The 15,863-nt window shown below is 45.3% G+C and carries 10 protein-coding genes; 3 read left to right on the forward strand and 7 right to left on the reverse strand.

Annotated features, from left to right (window positions below):
• Nucleotides 1-175: 175 nt before the first annotated feature.
• The 5 genes from QZY95_RS16075 to QZY95_RS16095 form a co-directional block, all read right to left on the reverse strand.
• Nucleotides 176-955: a tetratricopeptide repeat protein gene (locus tag QZY95_RS16075; RefSeq protein WP_290925419.1), complete on the reverse strand. Its 780-nt coding sequence runs from the start codon at nucleotides 953-955 to the stop codon at nucleotides 176-178.
• Entirely contained in the window at nucleotides 956-3,397 is a 2,442-nt protein-coding gene (gene gyrA, locus QZY95_RS16080; RefSeq protein WP_290925421.1) for a DNA gyrase subunit A, read from the reverse strand. It abuts the gene before it with no gap.
• Between the two features lie 9 nt (nucleotides 3,398-3,406).
• Entirely contained in the window at nucleotides 3,407-5,803 is a 2,397-nt protein-coding gene (gene gyrB / locus QZY95_RS16085) for a DNA topoisomerase (ATP-hydrolyzing) subunit B (RefSeq protein ID WP_290925423.1), read from the reverse strand.
• Nucleotides 5,803-6,957 (reverse strand): DNA polymerase III subunit beta, encoded by a 1,155-nt coding sequence (dnaN, locus tag QZY95_RS16090; protein ID WP_290925425.1) that lies wholly within the window; start codon nucleotides 6,955-6,957, stop codon nucleotides 5,803-5,805. Before dnaN ends, gyrB begins: the two co-directional genes overlap by 1 nt.
• A gap of 135 nt (nucleotides 6,958-7,092) precedes the next feature.
• Entirely contained in the window at nucleotides 7,093-8,433 is a 1,341-nt protein-coding gene (locus QZY95_RS16095; protein WP_290925427.1) for a DnaA/Hda family protein, read from the reverse strand.
• Nucleotides 8,434-8,976: 543 nt separating this feature from the next.
• Between QZY95_RS16095 and QZY95_RS16100 the strand changes: the two genes are divergently transcribed.
• Genes QZY95_RS16100 through QZY95_RS16110 form a run of 3 tightly spaced genes read left to right on the forward strand, consistent with a single transcriptional unit; the run spans nucleotide 8,977 to nucleotide 14,237 of the window.
• The gene (locus QZY95_RS16100) at nucleotides 8,977-9,903 is read left to right on the forward strand and encodes an RluA family pseudouridine synthase (protein WP_290925429.1); all 927 of its coding nucleotides are present in this window, start codon (nucleotides 8,977-8,979) and stop codon (nucleotides 9,901-9,903) included.
• Nucleotides 9,904-11,166, forward strand: coding sequence for a DNA repair exonuclease (locus tag QZY95_RS16105; protein ID WP_290925431.1), 1,263 nt, complete (start codon nucleotides 9,904-9,906; stop codon nucleotides 11,164-11,166). It abuts the gene before it with no gap.
• Nucleotides 11,166-14,237, forward strand: a complete 3,072-nt coding sequence (locus tag QZY95_RS16110; RefSeq protein WP_290925433.1) for an AAA family ATPase — start codon at nucleotides 11,166-11,168, stop codon at nucleotides 14,235-14,237. Before QZY95_RS16105 ends, QZY95_RS16110 begins: the two co-directional genes overlap by 1 nt.
• A 197-nt stretch (nucleotides 14,238-14,434) precedes the next feature.
• On the opposite strand, the gene QZY95_RS16115 is transcribed toward QZY95_RS16110, so the two are convergent.
• Entirely contained in the window at nucleotides 14,435-14,860 is a 426-nt protein-coding gene (locus tag QZY95_RS16115) for a DUF1634 domain-containing protein (protein WP_290925435.1), read from the reverse strand.
• A 12-nt stretch (nucleotides 14,861-14,872) separates the two neighbouring features.
• A complete protein-coding gene (locus tag QZY95_RS16120; protein ID WP_290925437.1) occupies nucleotides 14,873-15,862 on the reverse strand; it encodes a sulfite exporter TauE/SafE family protein in 990 nt (329 codons plus the stop codon).
• Between the last annotated feature and the right edge of the window lies 1 nt (nucleotide 15,863).

Below are 15,863 nucleotides of genomic sequence, written 5' to 3' on the forward strand. Positions count from 1 at the left end.
GCAATAGAAATCCTCATGTTCTCCCGCTAAAAAAAAGAGGGAGTGCAGAGGGGGAACCCCGTTGCAGTTTTTAGCGCAACCCGACCTCGAAAACGTCTCGGGTAACGACAAATAAACAACGGGGTTCCCCCTCTGCCCGCTTGAGGCATCAACAGCATAATCCTTCCGGTTTATGTTATCTCTGTAAATTTTTCAGCCTGAACTCAACCACTCTAGGATTCGGATATGTATCCTGAATCTCTTTCAGCATTGCTATTGCCTTTTCAGGTTGCTCCTGCTGCTCGTAAATATCTGCAAGAAGCAATTTAGCACGAGCCATCAATGTGACTTCCACAGTCTCATACTGCAATAACACGTTCAAATTCTGCTCAGCTTCAAGATGATTCCCTAAGTAGGCGTAAGCCTGAGCGAGTTCATAAATACAAAGCTGTTTATGGGTTTCGTCATTATAATCAAGCTCGCGACAGTCTTTAAAAGCATCAACGGCCAGACCATATTCTCCGCGCATCAGGTATGCTTTTCCAAGATTAGCATACGCATTCGCTTCTTCTTCAATCAACACACCGGGAGCACTTAACAACTGCGACCATGCAGTAACAGCATCAGACCATAATCCGAGCTCAATCAACATAGTGCCTTTGTTGATAAGAATCTTTCGATAACGTGCCGGCTCTCCGGAATATTCCAACAGCATGGCATCAAGCAATTCGATAGCTCTGCTCTTATTCCCTCGAACAGTACCGGAAATTTCAACAAGCCGGTTCCACACACGCCACCGTTCAGCACCATTGTCATTTTCGCGCAGGTATCGTTGATATCCCTGCTCCGCATCGGTGTATTCTTTATTAATAAATGCTTTACGTGCTCTAGAAAGTACATCCTCAGTTTCCGGCTGCGTACAGCCGGAAACGAGGATGGTAATCATCACGAGAAGCAAAAGAACGCTTCGGTTCATTTACTGTTCCTGATCGTCCTGCTGCTGTTCAACAACACGGTCAAAGCCGACAACATGTCCGCCTTTATCCATGTTAACAAGGCGTACACCCTGTGTTGCACGACCTACAGAACGAATCTCTTTCACTTCCATACGGATAACTTTGTTATCAGAAGTAAGGAGAATCAATTCGTCTTCGAGAAGTACCGGAATTGCGCCGAGCACTTTACCGGTTTTCGGTGTCACCTTGAAGTTGATGATACCTTTACCGCCACGAGACTGAATTCTGTACAGGTCAATTCGAGTACGTTTACCGTAGCCGTTTTCAGCAACAGTCATAATTTCGCAATTAGTATCTTCACGCAGGGTAACGCAGGCAACAACCTGATCTTCACCTTTAAGTGCAATACCTTTTACACCGGTTGCAGAACGTCCCATTGCACGAACATCAGTGCATGAGAAACGGATCGCAATACCGGAAGCTGTTGTCAGAACGATCTGGCAGTTATCGTCAACCTCACGAACCATGATGAGTTCGTCTGCCTCTTTAAGACCTACAGCAATAATGCCGGTGCGACGGCTCTTTTTGTAGAGCTCTGCACTGGAGCGTTTAACCATGCCGTTCTTGGTAGCAAAGAGGAAGTAGCGATCCTGCTCAAAATCACGAACGCATAAGGCGGTTGTAATCCACTCGTTATTTTCGAGCGGCAACAAGTTTGCGATATGCACACCTTTAGCGGTTCGAGATCCTTCAGCAACCTGATGAACTTTCATCTGGAACATACGACCTTTGTTACTGAAGAGCAGTAAGTGCTGATGGTTGGATGTTGTCAGGAAGTCCTGAACAAAATCACCGTCACTAGTATGGAGACCTGCAACACCTTTACCGCCACGACGCTGAGCGCGGTACACATCAAGAGTAGTACGCTTAATGTATCCACGGCGGGAAAGGGTAATTACAACATCATCGTCAGGAATAAGATCTTCAATCTCAATACCGTCAAGCTCATCAAACTCAATAGCAGTACGACGAGGTGTCGCATAACGCTCGTTGATGTACTCAAGTTCTTCGCGAATAACGCCGCGGAGAACTTCACGGTTTTCAAGAATAGATGTGAGGTATTCAATAAGTTTGATGAGTTCGTTGTATTCTTCAAGAAGCTTTTCGTGCTCAAGGTTTGTCAGGCGCTGGAGACGCATATCCAGAATAGCCTGTGCCTGAACATCTGAAAGCTCAAAGCGTTCTTTCAAGGAAAGCTTTGCATCCGCAGCAGTTTTAGAAGCGCGGATAATCTTAACAACTTCATCAATGTTATCGAGCGCAATACGCAGACCTTCAAGAATATGAGCACGCGCTTCTGCTTTACGCAGATCGTAACGGGTACGGCGAATAATAACTTCGCGACGGTGATCAAGGAAGTGAAGTAACGCAGTGCGCAGGTTAAGAAGCTGCGGTTTGTTATTCACAACTGCAAGCATGTTAATACCGAAGGATGTTTCCAGCGGAGTAAACTTGTAGAGTGAGTTAATAACAATCTCAGGAATTGTACCGCGTTTCAAATCAATAACAACGCGGATACCTTTGCGGTCAGATTCATCACGAAGGTCTGTAATACCTTCAATCTTACGCTCGTTAACCAGAGAAGCAATTTTCTCAACCAGAGAAGATTTGTTCAGAGCATAAGGAATCTCACGAATAACGAGAGACTGAAGTCCTTTTTTACGCTCTTCAATTTCCATCTTACCACGAACTTTAACAGTACCGCGACCTGTGTTGTAGGCATCAACAAGCCCTTTCCCTGCGTAGCAGAAGCCACCAGTAGGGAAGTCCGGGCCTTTTACATGCTCCATCAACTGGGAAACTTTTGCATCGCGATCTTCAAGAAGAATGAATAACGCGCCAATCAGTTCACCAAGGTTATGCGGAGGAATGTTTGTTGCCATACCAACCGCAATACCGGAAGTACCGTTCAACAATAAGTTCGGTACCTTTGTAGGTAAAACAGATGGTTCAAGCAGTGTGTTATCGTAGTTAGGACGAAACTCAACAGTTTCTTTTTCAATATCGCTCAGGAACTCGCCGGCAAGACGGGACATGCGGGATTCGGTGTAACGCATTGCCGCAGCAGCGTCACCGTCGATGGAGCCGAAGTTACCCTGACCGTCAACAAGCGGATCACGCATTGCAAACGGCTGAGCCATACGTACCAACGCATCGTAAACAGCAGAGTCACCGTGCGGGTGGTACTTACCGATAACGTCACCGACGATACGCGCGGATTTTTTATGTCCACGGCTGAATGAGTTGCCAAGCTCATGCTGGGCATACATGATACGTCTGTGTACCGGTTTAAGACCATCTCGGGCATCCGGAATAGCACGGCCGACAATAACACTGAGGGAGTACTCAAGATATGCTTTCTTGAGCTCCTCTTCGATCGTAATTTGCGGTTCTAGTGACACGTACCTCTCCTAAATATCCAGTTCCTGCACGTTAAGCGCATTTCGTTCAATAAAGTCACGGCGCGGCTCTACTTTGTCGCCCATGAGTTTTTCAAAGGTCTCACTTGCTTCTTCCGCATCATCAACTGTTACCTGCAAGAACACACGGTTTTCCGGGTTCATTGTAGTTTCCCACAGCTGATCAGGGTTCATCTCACCAAGACCTTTGTAACGCTGTACATTAAGCCCTTTACGAGCTTCCTGCATAACAGTGTCAACCAGCTCAAGCACGTCATCTACCTGCGTTTCTGTTTCCTTACGACGCAGTGTGAAGCGTAATCCGCCGCACATGGTACGCAGGTCATCAAATGCAATATATGGAACTTTGTACATTTTGGAGTTGAAGAACTCTGTTCCGATACGGGTACGGTGACCGTTTAAATCTTCAAAAACAAGGAAGGTACGGGCATCAAGCTCGTCTTCTTCTTTCTCGATCACAACGGAGTAGCCACGCTCTTCAAGCAGTGTGCCCAGTCCGTTAAGTTTCTCTTCCTCAAAGTTTTCAGGGAAGAGACGTTTATCGTGATCAAGAAGCGTACGGAAGAGATCGTCTTTAACGCCCACATTTTCAACCTCACGCATTTTTCCTTTAATGGAACGTACGGTTGTCAGCAGACCTTTTAAGTCGTCTCCGGCGAACTCAACGCCATTTTCGCCCACAATGGTGAGCTCCTTCGCAACTCGTTCAAGAAGGAAGGTTGTCAGTTCATCGTCGTCTTTAATAAAACGTTCGAATCGGGAAGCGTGAGCACGGTACAGCGGAGGCTGCGCAATGTAGAGGTGGCCTCTGGTGATAAGCTCAGGATACTGACGGAAGAAGAAGGTAAGCAGCAAGGTACGGATATGAGCACCGTCAACGTCCGCATCTGTCATGATAATGATTTTGTGATAACGAAGTTTTTCGTAATCAGTATCTTCTTCACCGATACCGGCACCCATTGCCGTAATCATCGCCTTAATCTCTTTGTTCGCGAGCATCTTGTCGAAACGTGTTTTCTCAACGTTCAAGATTTTACCGCGAAGAGGCAGAATAGCCTGCGTATTAGGGTTTCGTCCCTGTTTCGCAGAACCACCCGCAGAGTCACCTTCCACGATGTAGAGTTCAGACTCTTCCGGCTTTTTAGACTGGCAGTCAGCAAGTTTACCCGGCAAAGAGTTATCCCCGAGAGCACCCTTACGGCGAACGAGATCTTTTGCTTTACGCGCAGCATCGCGAGCACGAGCCGCATCAACAGCTTTTTCAATAACTGTACGAGCGTCTTTCGGGTTTTCCTCAAAGTACGTCATCAACTGTTCGTACACGAGACCGGACACGATACCGGCAACTTCGCTGTTACCAAGCTTGGTCTTTGTCTGCCCTTCAAACTGAGGCTGAGGAATTTTCGCGCTGATAACACCGGTAAGACCTTCACGGACATCATCACCGGAAAGTTTTACTTTGTACTTACGAGGCAGATCAGCTGCCTGAATGTAGGCGTTAATTGCACGGGTAAGCGCGGTTTTAAACCCTTGAAGGTGAGTACCGCCCTCTTTAGTACGAATGTTGTTACAAAAAGTAAGCAGGTTTTCTTTGTAGCTTGCATTGTACTGCAATGCATATTCAACAAAGATATTTTCGTGCTGACCGGAGCCGGTACCGCTGCCGTAGATAATAGCATGCATACCGCCTTCACCGGTGTTCATATCTTTAACGAACTGTTTGATTCCGCCTTCAGCTTTGAAGGTGATGGTATCGCCGGAACGTTCATCAATAAATTCAATTTCAAGACCGGAGTTCAAGTACGCCAGTTCTTCAAAACGCTTTTTCAGGGTTTCAAAAACAAACTGGTTGGTCTCAAAAATTTCTTCGTCTGGACGGAAGCGTACGGTTGTACCGCGACGTCGTGAGTTACCGATATTATCAACGCCGGTCACAGGCACACCACGCTCGTAGCGCTGCTTGTAACGAACCCCCTCTCTGTCAATTGTGACTTCGAGGTACTCGGACAATGCGTTAACACAGGAAACACCTACGCCGTGCAGACCGCCGGACACTTTATATGTGTCGCTGTCGAATTTACCCCCTGCGTGCAGAACAGTCATAACAACTTCCACAGCAGGACGTTTTTCTTTCGGGTGCATGTCAACAGGAATACCACGACCGTTATCTTGAACAGTTACGCTGTTATCAAGATGGATTTTCACAGTGATCTTGTCACAAAATCCAGCCATGGCTTCGTCAATGGAGTTATCTACAACTTCATAAACGAGATGATGTAAACCGCGAACGTCCGTGCTGCCGATATACATAGCCGGACGTTTACGAACCGCGGAAAGCCCTTCAAGAATTTGAATACTGTCCGCGGTATACTGACTCTTACTGGTCATTAAACTTCTTCCTCGCTGTAGTAAGTCTCTTCTACAATCTTCATTGGCATAATAATCACAGTGTATTCCGGATCATCATTACCGCGTAAACCACAAGGACCTTCTGTACCGGTAAGAATAAAGGTCAGCTTTTCAGATTGGTAATGGTTGAGAATTTCAATGAGGTTACGGGTCGGGAAGGCAATCTTCTCGATGTCACCGCTGAACTCAGCATCGACATATTCTTTTGCAATACCAACTTCCTGTCCCTGAGATGCAAGCTCTACTTCACTGCCGTTAAAGGTAAAGTAGGTGCAACGGTTATTATCTGTGTTGAAGATAAGCAGACGATCAAGCGCTTCAATCATAAGTTTACGATCAACAGTAAGCTTAGTTACATCATCACACCCGAGACGGGATAAGAATGAGTTGTAGTCAGGGTACTGGTAGTAAGACAGAGGAATGGTGAATACCTCGCGCTTATCTCCGGTACGGAAGAAGAGACGTTTGTTATCAATATTCAGCTCGATTTCATCACCACCGAGCCATTTTTTAAGTTCGTTAAGATATTTCTTCTGAAGAAGGATGCCATCCTCAGGAAGGAGTGCATGAAGTTCATCATTGAGGAAGCGCTGCATGGAGAACTGGTGTCCGTTAAGACCGCATGCTTCAATGTACTGATCTTCCATAGGCTTGATGGAAAGACATGCAATTGCTTCCATTGTATCTTCATCAGAAATACAAAAAGAAATTTTATCGATTACTTCCTGAAGGAAATCTCCAGACCAGTAAACAGAGTTTGCTTCAGGGAAGTCAGAAAAGTTCTGGAACCATGTCGCTTCATTAAGAGGAAGCTTGTAACGCTTTCGTCCCTGTTCAATAAGAAGGTTCTTACCGTCTTCTTCAAGACGTAATGTAATTTCGCCTGCAGGCATTTTCTTAACCAGATCAACAAATGCTCTGCCCTGAACACCAGCCAGCCCTTCTTCTGTTACTTCTGCTGTATAGTTACCACTGAACTCAATATTTGAATCAGTAGAGAAAATCTGCAGCATGCCGCCTTCGGCTTTCAGCCAGATGGAACGTAAGTAGGCTGCTCCTGTCTTTGCAGGAATGATATTCGCAGCTTTCAGGAGACCGTCAATGACGTCTTCTTTAAATACTTTTAAATACATATGATCTCCTTGTAGTAGTTGTAGGGGCTGTCACTATGTTTTTAACTTTAATAACCATTTGATTTTTCATAACAATATTGTGTCACTAAAAATAACCCGTTAGTAACCGGGTGCGCGTAACTGAAGGAGTATTTTTTACTTTGTTGCTGTTAAGCACTTTTCCTTCAGCTCGTTTATTAAAAGTTTCGTATCTTTGTTCTTAACTATAAATTTTTTAATTTTATTAACGGCATAGATGACGGTGGAATGGTCTTTTCCGCCGAACATTCTGCCCAACGCCGGATACGAGGAACCAAGAAGTGTTCGGGTCAGATACATGGCAACTTGTCTGGCCAGAACAATTTTCTGGTGTCGTTTTTCACTCAACAAATCTTTTGTCTGCAACATGTAGTGCTTGGCTACAACCCCGATAATAATGTCAGCGGTAAGCGGATTAGACTTGGTGTTATCCGTATGCTCGATAATCTGATTAAATTCATATTCGGAAACTTCAGTATTCATCAGGTCTTTGAAGGCTGCGAGCTTGAGCAGAACTCCCTGAAGCAGTCTGAAGTCATCAAAGCGCTGACAAAGCAGAATAATCTGGTCATTCGTCAGCTTTATCTGATTATCTTTCAGATGAGCTGTGGCATACTTTATTCTGATATCCATATCCTGCGGCTTAAGTTGAGCCAGCAGGCCCCACTCCAGTCTTGAACGCAGGTTAGGCAGTAGAAAGTCATGCGCTGTCAGCCCGTCCGTACAGCAAAATACCATCTGCTTATTGTTGTCATGGAAGGCATCGAAAAGGGCAATCAACTCTTCCTGTAAAATAGGAAAGTCTTCAAGCCGTTGCAGATCATCCAGCAGGAAAAAGTCTTTGCGTACAATGTTTTTACGCATCTCAAAGCGGGCGCCGGGGCTGCCGTCCTGATACAATGCCGCGAGATCTTCAACGTTTCCTAAAAACACTGAATCTTCACCGCGTTGTTCAATTATTGAGTGAGCAATTGCACGTAAAAGATGGGTTTTTCCGCTTCCGGAAGGGCCTGCAATAACCAGCGGGTTATATTTTGGGGAAATATCCGCTTTGGCTACTTCTTTAGCACTTGCAACAGGAAACACATTTTTAGCGTTGTGCAAAAATGTATCGAATGTGAACTGACTTCCTGGCGCGGCACGGTTTACAACAGGGGGATTCTGTTTGTGTTCCGTTTGTGCAGATGCTTTTGGAGGTTCAGTAATACCGTGTGGTTGTTCTGAGACCGGAGTGTCATACATAACAACAACTTCCGGACTAATGTAATCCCGCACAGCCTGTTCAAGAGCAGCTTTTCCATGTGTAGCAAACCATGAGCCGAAAAAAGCGTGCGGAAAGGCTACGGATACGCTTTTTTCTACATCACCGTAGCGTATCGTGAGTGGATCGAACCAAGTGCGCAGATCCCTTTCGGGATACTGTTGTTCGAGAAAAGATCTCAGCCCGTTTTTCAGCAAAATAAATCTACTACTTTCGGTTGGTTATTAACAAAAGTGATCACCCGATTTCTTGTACGTAAAATCAGGCGACGTAACCTTAGTTATATATCAAAAAACAATGGGTAAGCCAAGCAATGGCCGTTCTGAGCCTGTTTTTTTCGACATCATGAGTTCTTATCTATCTTCAGCCATTTTAAGGCATTCTAAGGGCATTGTGTGCGAAATCGACCATCGGACTAAAAATAATCATAAAACTAATTCATATCATGATTCTGTGTAGTGTTCTTCTACTGAGTAGTCTGTTTGAAAGCTTTTTTTGTATATTTTGTCTTTCCATAAGATGTTAGGAACAAGTTATGTACAAACATAAATGTTCGTAATTTGTCGTTTGATTTTCCTGTAAAAAAAATGAGATACTTAATTTAGGAACATTTTCCACTGAATGGAGTTAGGAACACTTTGTAGATAACCTCGCGCAGTAGCTATTTGAAAAGTGATGCAGTACAAATGCAGATACATTTTATAATGACGTGCCGTTTGGTTGCGTAAAAAAGGAATTACATGGGACAGGTTGAGTTTGTTACGGTCACACCGGAAGAAGCTGGTCAGAAATTATTACAGTTTTTGCAACGTCGAGTTGATAACGATGTTCCTAAAAGCGCTGTAATGCGCTGGATACGAACCGGACAGGTGCGCGTAAATAAAGGGCGGGTAAAACCTTTTGTGCGTTTGGAGCAAGGGGATCTGGTCAGGATACCACCCTATTCTGTTGCGGAAGCTGCAGCTGAGAATGTAAAAAAAGATATTGGATCGGTTGATGTAACTATTGTGGGAGAAGCTGACGGCTTACTTGTTCTGCATAAACCTGCCGGACTTCCGGTGCAGCCGGGAACCGGACATACTGATGCTGTTACAACACGCTTGAAACTCAAATATGCAGATGCCCCCTTCTGTCCCACCCCTGCACATCGTCTGGATAAAAACACTTCCGGCTTATTGTTGATTGCTACAAGCTATGCTCGATTACAGCAGTTGCATGAATTGTTTCGAAATGAACATGCGCTCGGTAAACACTACCTTGCTTGGGTTGAAGGGCGCTGGGAGCATGAAGAAACAACTAAACTTTATGATCAGATATCTAAACAGTCGCAAGAGAATGGAAAAGAACGGATGGAGACAGGCGCTGGCAAAGAGGCTTTGTGTTCTGTAACCCCGTTGCTTGTGACAGATAAAAAGTCACTGCTGCACGTTTCATTACAAACTGGACGCACACATCAAATTCGTGTTCAGCTTTCAAGCAGAAACCATCCAATTATCGGCGATACTAAGTATAACGGCTCTTCAAATCCGCAGGGCATGTTGCTTCATGCTTGGCGGATAGTGCTTCCTGATGAAGTTTTCACCTGTTTACCTGTATGGAAACGTCCTTTTGATGTTGAAAGAAATTTTCTTGAAAAAACGTTACGACTCCACCACCTAGAGAATTAAATGAAATCTACATTTTCTTTTATCCACGCAGCGGATTTGCATCTTGATGCTGCTTTTAAAGGTGTTGCTCAAGCATCACCTTCAGTTGCTGAAGCACTTCAGACGGCAACATTTGATGCTCTTGAACGACTGACAACACTTGCCTGCGAGGTTCGCCCTCTTTTTGTTGTCCTTGCGGGCGATATCTACAATCAGGAAGATCAGAGCTTAAAAGCCCGATTCGCGCTACGCGATGCATGTAAGAAAATGGGGCAGGCCGGAGTTCGTGTTTTTATTGTGCATGGAAACCATGATCCCCTTTATGAAACAGACCAGACTTTCACGTTGCCGGATAACGTCTATGTTTTTGGAACTGAAGGCGTTGAGCAGGTGCGCGTAAAAAATGCTGCGGGTGAACTGGTCACGGTTGTTCATGGTATCAGTCATGGAAAACATAATGAGCGCAGAAAGCTTGCCCGTCAGTTTGAACGGACTGAAGATACAGTCTTTCAAGTTGGAGTGCTGCATTGCACTGTCGACTCTGTGGCTGCCTCAGAACAGTACGCGCCGGCAAGCGTGAGTGATTTTACAAAAACAGGGATTGAATACTGGGCGCTTGGTCATATCCATGAGCAGCAAATTGTCAGCCGTGAACCCTTTGTCGCGTATTCCGGCAATATTCAGGGGCTTCATATCAATGAGCAAGGTGAGCGCGGATGCTTACTGGTAACTGTAGATAACGGGCACGTTTCCGCACAGCCTCATACTCTTGGCGGGGTTGAGTGGAAAATAGAACGAATTGATATATCGAAGATAGAGCACCTCGATAATCTTGAAGAAGCCATAGAGCAGCGTTTTGATGCAGTAAAGGCTCAGCTTCCTGATACAGCAAAGGGCGTGATTGTTCGGCTTATTATAGAAGGTCGTAGCTCGTTAAATGGCGAATTACGCAAAAACGGCTCTGCAAAAGAACTTACCGAGCGATTACGTGACGGGCAGACAGAGCGGGCACCTTTCCTCTGGCTGAAAGATATTCAGCTTGAATGTAAGCCGGATGTAGATATTGATAGCATGAGAAAACGTCCGGATCTGTTAGGCGAAGCACTGACAGTAGCGGCTGAATTGACAGATGAAGACGGCGTCACAGAATTACGCGAAACTGTCAGTGACGTTTTTACCTCAACAGCAGGAAAGCGCCATCTCACCATTCTTTCAGATGATGAGTTGATACAGCTTGCAGAAGAAGCACAGTATGTTTGTCTTGATTTACTGGAGGTTGAATAATGCGGATTACTGACCTTCAGATACAGGGCTTCGGCGTTTTTGCAGAGCAGAAGCTTTCAGATTTTTCATCAGGTGTGAATATTTTTATCGGTAATAACGAAGCCGGTAAATCAACCTGTCTGGCTTTTCTTCGATACATGCTTTTCGGATTACCCCGAAAAGGTAAAGGTATTTCGCATCACGAACCATTGCGTGGTGGAAACCATGCAGGGGCACTGGGCATTGATTCACAGAAGTTTGGAACACTGCGTCTTGAGCGCTCATTTAAACCCAAACGGGTTACGATAACTAAGCAGGACGGTTCAGCACTGGAAGAAACAGCCTTACAGGCACTTCTTGGGAATGTTTCTAGAGATCTGTATACGAACGTTTATGGTTTTTCATTAACCGAGCTGCAAAGCAAAGATGCGCTTTCCGGTGATGCTGTGCGAAATGCATTGTACGGAACCGTTCATGGCGGTGGGGCATCATATACTGAGGTTATGAAAAATCTTGCTGCTAGGCGTGAGGCGTTGTTTAAAAAAGGCGGTAAGGTCCTACCGTTGAATAAAAATTTAAAAGAACTTGAACAACTGCGAAAAGATCTGAATGCCAGCGAAGACAGTGTTGCAGCCTACCTTACGGTCTCCAAACAAGTTGCCGAATTTGAGGAAGAACTGAGTAAACTCAATGCGGCTCTGCGTGCGTTAGCAACACAAGAGGGAATTATTCAGACAGACCTGCGGTTGTGGAAGACCTTTTCTGAATACAAAGAGAAGAAGATAGTACTTGATGCAGAGGAGCCGTATGTAACGTTCCCTGCCGAAGGACTGAGCCGTTTTGAAGCTCATGCCCGCATGCTTCAGGAAAAGCGTGAACAATTGGCCGGCATACAACGTACAACTGAACAATTACAGCGAGAGATTGTTCAGAAAAAATCGTTAATAAACACAGAACTGGTCGCTCAACAGGATGCTGTACGGGCTTTAAGTGAAGAAAAAGCTGTGATGGCTGAAAAAAGTCGAGAAGTTGAGCAGCTTGAAAATGAGTATAAAACGACAGAACGTGAGCTTGCAGGGTATTGTGATCAACTCGGTTCAAATTGGACTCCCGAGAAGATTACCGCATTTGATATTTCAGAAAATACCCGTCGGGAAGTTGCTGAGCTAGAAGAGGCAATAACCGCAGCGCATCAGCACCGTGCGTTAACAGAAGCGGAATACACAAGGCTGGGGTCTGAGCGTACTGATGCAAAGCGTAACCTTGAGCAATGTCGGGCAGAATATGAAGCTGATGGTGATGTTCAGCGTCTTGCTGCACTTAATAAAGCCTGTGAAAAGCCATTTTCCAGCGAAGAATATAAAGAAACATTACGTGATATTCGGGCACAGCTTTCAGCATTTCAATCAATGGAGACCGGCATAGGAGCGGGGACGTTATTTGCTGCAACAACGTTCGGTGTAACCGGATTAGCTCTCCTTTTACTTCCATTTATTACGCAGCTTCCCCAATACATGATGTATGCAGGGGGAGTTTGTTTACTCTTTGCAGTAGGAGCGGTTTTTTTACAGAAAACAAAAAAAGAGAAGAATGTTCGGGAGCAGAAGCAGGCTATTCTCAATGCCATGGCTACTGTTCCGGTACTTTTTCCGACACCTGAAGTCTCTGAGCATTGTCTGCTTAACGCAGGTGACGTTTTTGCAGAAATACAGCAAGCAATTCTCGTAGAGAAATCCTTACGAAGTAGCCTTGTTACAGCACAGCAAAAGATTGAGCAGGTAGAAGCAAGATATCGTGACGCAGAAAAGGCGTTCCACATTGCCGAAGCTTCTACGGAAAAAGCAAAGACCAATGTGGATGAATGGCTGAACGAAAGAGGGCTGAACGCTTCAATACGTATCCAACATGTTCCGGACATTATTCAACTGGTCAAAGATGCAAAAGCGAAGCTGATTCGTATTTCAGAGGTAACCGCTCGTAAAAAAATACTCTTAGCGCAGTTACATGCTTACAATGAACAACAGGACGCTCTTTGTACTGTAGCGCACATTGAACCTGAATTAGCGTTTGACCGTTCTGTAAAACGTGATGCAACGCAAGATAAGTTGCTTCGAATTCTGACGGAATCTCTTTCAGCATTAACTGAGATGCAAGGGTTGTCTGTTTCAATTCAACGTGAGCAGGATAACGCGGCTGCACTGCATGATTCAATTGCTGGATTGGAAAAAGAAATTAATGGATTATTCGTTGCTGCTGAGGTGACAGGTGAAGAAGAATTTAGATCCAAATTTGCCGTCTACACAAAACAGCAAGTATTGCTCTCTGATGTTTCAGCATTGAAAGCCTCTTTAACAGCGGCGAGTGACGAAGGGGATATTGACCGGCTGGTTGCCCGTATCGGGCAGCAAAGTGAGCAGGAGCTTCGTGTAAAAGCATCTGAACTTGCAGCAGAAATTACTGCTAAAGAGTCTGCGCTTGAAGAGTTTCGACAGAAGCTGATTGAAGCCAGAGTTCGACAGGAAAAGTTAACCTCTACTGAGGAAAGAGCACTTGTGCGGGCACAAGGTGAGTCTGTTCGGGAAGAATCAAACAACCTTGCTAGAGAATGGGCGCGCTATAAGATTGCGGAACATTTGTTATCCCGTGCCCGCGAGCGATTTGAGCGGGAGCAGCAGCCGGAAGTTATCAAGCAGGCAGGGATGTTCTTTTCTACAATAACCAAGGGAGCATACAGCAAGGTATTTAAACCGCTTGGTGAAGATACAATTTTCGCTGTTGCTGAAGATGGAACCCGTCGTGATCCCGATCATCTAAGTCGGGGTACGGTCGAACAACTGTATCTATCTCTGCGTCTTGGACATATATTAAGCCATTCTACACAAAATGAAGCCTTACCGGTCATCATGGATGATATTATGGTTAACTTTGATCCGGACAGAGCTGCTACAACAGCACAGACAATTGCGGAATTATCAAAACATAATCAGGTGTTCTTATTTACCTGTCATCCGCAAACTGTTGAGTTAATGCAGCGTCATATTGATAATAGTAAAGTGTTTTCCGTTGCAAACGGTACTCTTTCTATGAATTAGTACGATGTTGCGACTATAATCAGAAGATGTTCAGGGCTGCCTTTGTGATAGAGGCAGCCTTTTTTTGTTCAGAAAGAACATTCATCAGAGTTTTATGAAGTCATGCAACGCTGCTCTTTTTGCGAGAGAGCTAAGTAAAAATGCCCCTGATTGGTGACAATCAGGGGCACAGTTAATCAACAGTAACGAGCGGAGTCTTAGTGACCGCCACTTCCAAGAATACCGGAAGCTGCCAGTGTAAGAACGGCAATTTCAGCTATTACAATGGAAAGGTAGATGTAATCACCGCATCGGTAGTAAGGCAAAATCAATGTCGCGTAACAAATGATTGTCATAACAGCGAGCAATGCTAACCCGATAAAGTTAATAAAGTCACCGGTTCCGACAAGAGCAACCCAGTCCCAGCCTGTAGGACTGTTTGTCGCTTCAAGGTAATCATGCACGCCGAGATGCCAGCTATGTGTAACTACTTCGATCGGTACGTGAGGAGTTAAAATTCCAAATGCATAGATCGCGTAGGTAATGAGCATAATAAGAATGCCAAGGTAAGCGCCGCGTTCCAAGATAATCGCATAACGCATCTGCTCCGGAGGAGTGACACATACATTTTTCTGTTTAGTCATGTTGAGCCTCCTTTAACCCAGAATACCAAGTCCAAGGCCTTTATCAAGCGCCTTGAAGCCGGCAAAGAAGAGAACGCCAATAACCATGTAACGGATGAAAGACGCTTTAGCTACAGCAAGCAGGCGTACGCCGACAAGTGAGCCGAGCATCAGACCGATAATGGAAGGGATAGCGATCAGTGGAATAACAGCACCTTGGTTCATGTAAACCCATGCAGCAGATGTATCTGTGATGGAAAGCAAGAACTTGGATGTTGCTACAGAAACTTTAAGCGGAGCACCCATCAGCAGGTTAAGAACCGGAATGTTTGCCCAGCCTGCACCCAGACCGAACATACCCGCCATAATACCGATTACTACGAAGAGTAACAGACCTGTGAAGGTACGGTGGGTTTTCCATTCAAATTCTTTGCCGGTAGCCTGATCCTGATACAGACCTTCGATACCGAGAGCATGACTGATAGCGTCCTGCTTGGTTACAACAGGGTACTCAGAGTTCTTAGAACAGAGCAGCAGGATAGAGATACCCATAATTGTCGCACCGAGTGCAGTTTGAACATAGCGTGGGTCGAGCTTTGAAAGGTAAAGACCGAGCATAGCACCGACCACAGCACAGGCTGAGGCAATAAGAGCCATCGGGAGTGCAAGACGAAGGCTTGCAAGGTTTCGTTTCAAAAGCCCCGGTCCGGCAGCAAGAGCACCGGCAAGAGCAACCATAAGACCTGCACCACGTACAAAGTCAATATGGAACGGGAAGAAGCCGGACACGAGTGGTACGTACAAAACGCCACCGCCAACACCGGCCAGAACCGCAATCACACCCAAAACAAAACAAAAAACCAACAATACAAGCGGCCAGAACCACCATACATGAGCATCTGCACTTGCTGTAGGGCTTGCAGCTGCTGCTTCAGTAGCAAAAGCACCCAGAGGGGATGCAAACACTACTGCGCTTACCCAGAGGGAAAGCATTGTGAATAATCTAGTAACGTTTTTCAGCATT

Origin of the sequence: Halodesulfovibrio sp. (genome assembly GCF_015482765.1) — a bacterium.
Classification (GTDB): Bacteria; Desulfobacterota; Desulfovibrionia; order Desulfovibrionales; family Desulfovibrionaceae; genus Halodesulfovibrio.

Coding starts and splice junctions, on each gene's coding strand:
- QZY95_RS16075 (WP_290925419.1), bottom strand. CDS start 955: ATGAACCGAAGCGTTCTTTTGCTTCTCGTGATGATTACCATCCTCGTT.
- gyrB (WP_290925423.1), bottom strand. CDS start 5,803: ATGACCAGTAAGAGTCAGTATACCGCGGACAGTATTCAAATTCTTGAA.
- dnaN (WP_290925425.1), bottom strand. CDS start 6,957: ATGTATTTAAAAGTATTTAAAGAAGACGTCATTGACGGTCTCCTGAAA.
- QZY95_RS16100 (WP_290925429.1), top strand. CDS start 8,977: ATGGGACAGGTTGAGTTTGTTACGGTCACACCGGAAGAAGCTGGTCAG.
- QZY95_RS16105 (WP_290925431.1), top strand. CDS start 9,904: ATGAAATCTACATTTTCTTTTATCCACGCAGCGGATTTGCATCTTGAT.
- QZY95_RS16110 (WP_290925433.1), top strand. CDS start 11,166: ATGCGGATTACTGACCTTCAGATACAGGGCTTCGGCGTTTTTGCAGAG.
- QZY95_RS16115 (WP_290925435.1), bottom strand. CDS start 14,860: ATGACTAAACAGAAAAATGTATGTGTCACTCCTCCGGAGCAGATGCGT.
- QZY95_RS16120 (WP_290925437.1), bottom strand. CDS start 15,862: ATGCTGAAAAACGTTACTAGATTATTCACAATGCTTTCCCTCTGGGTA.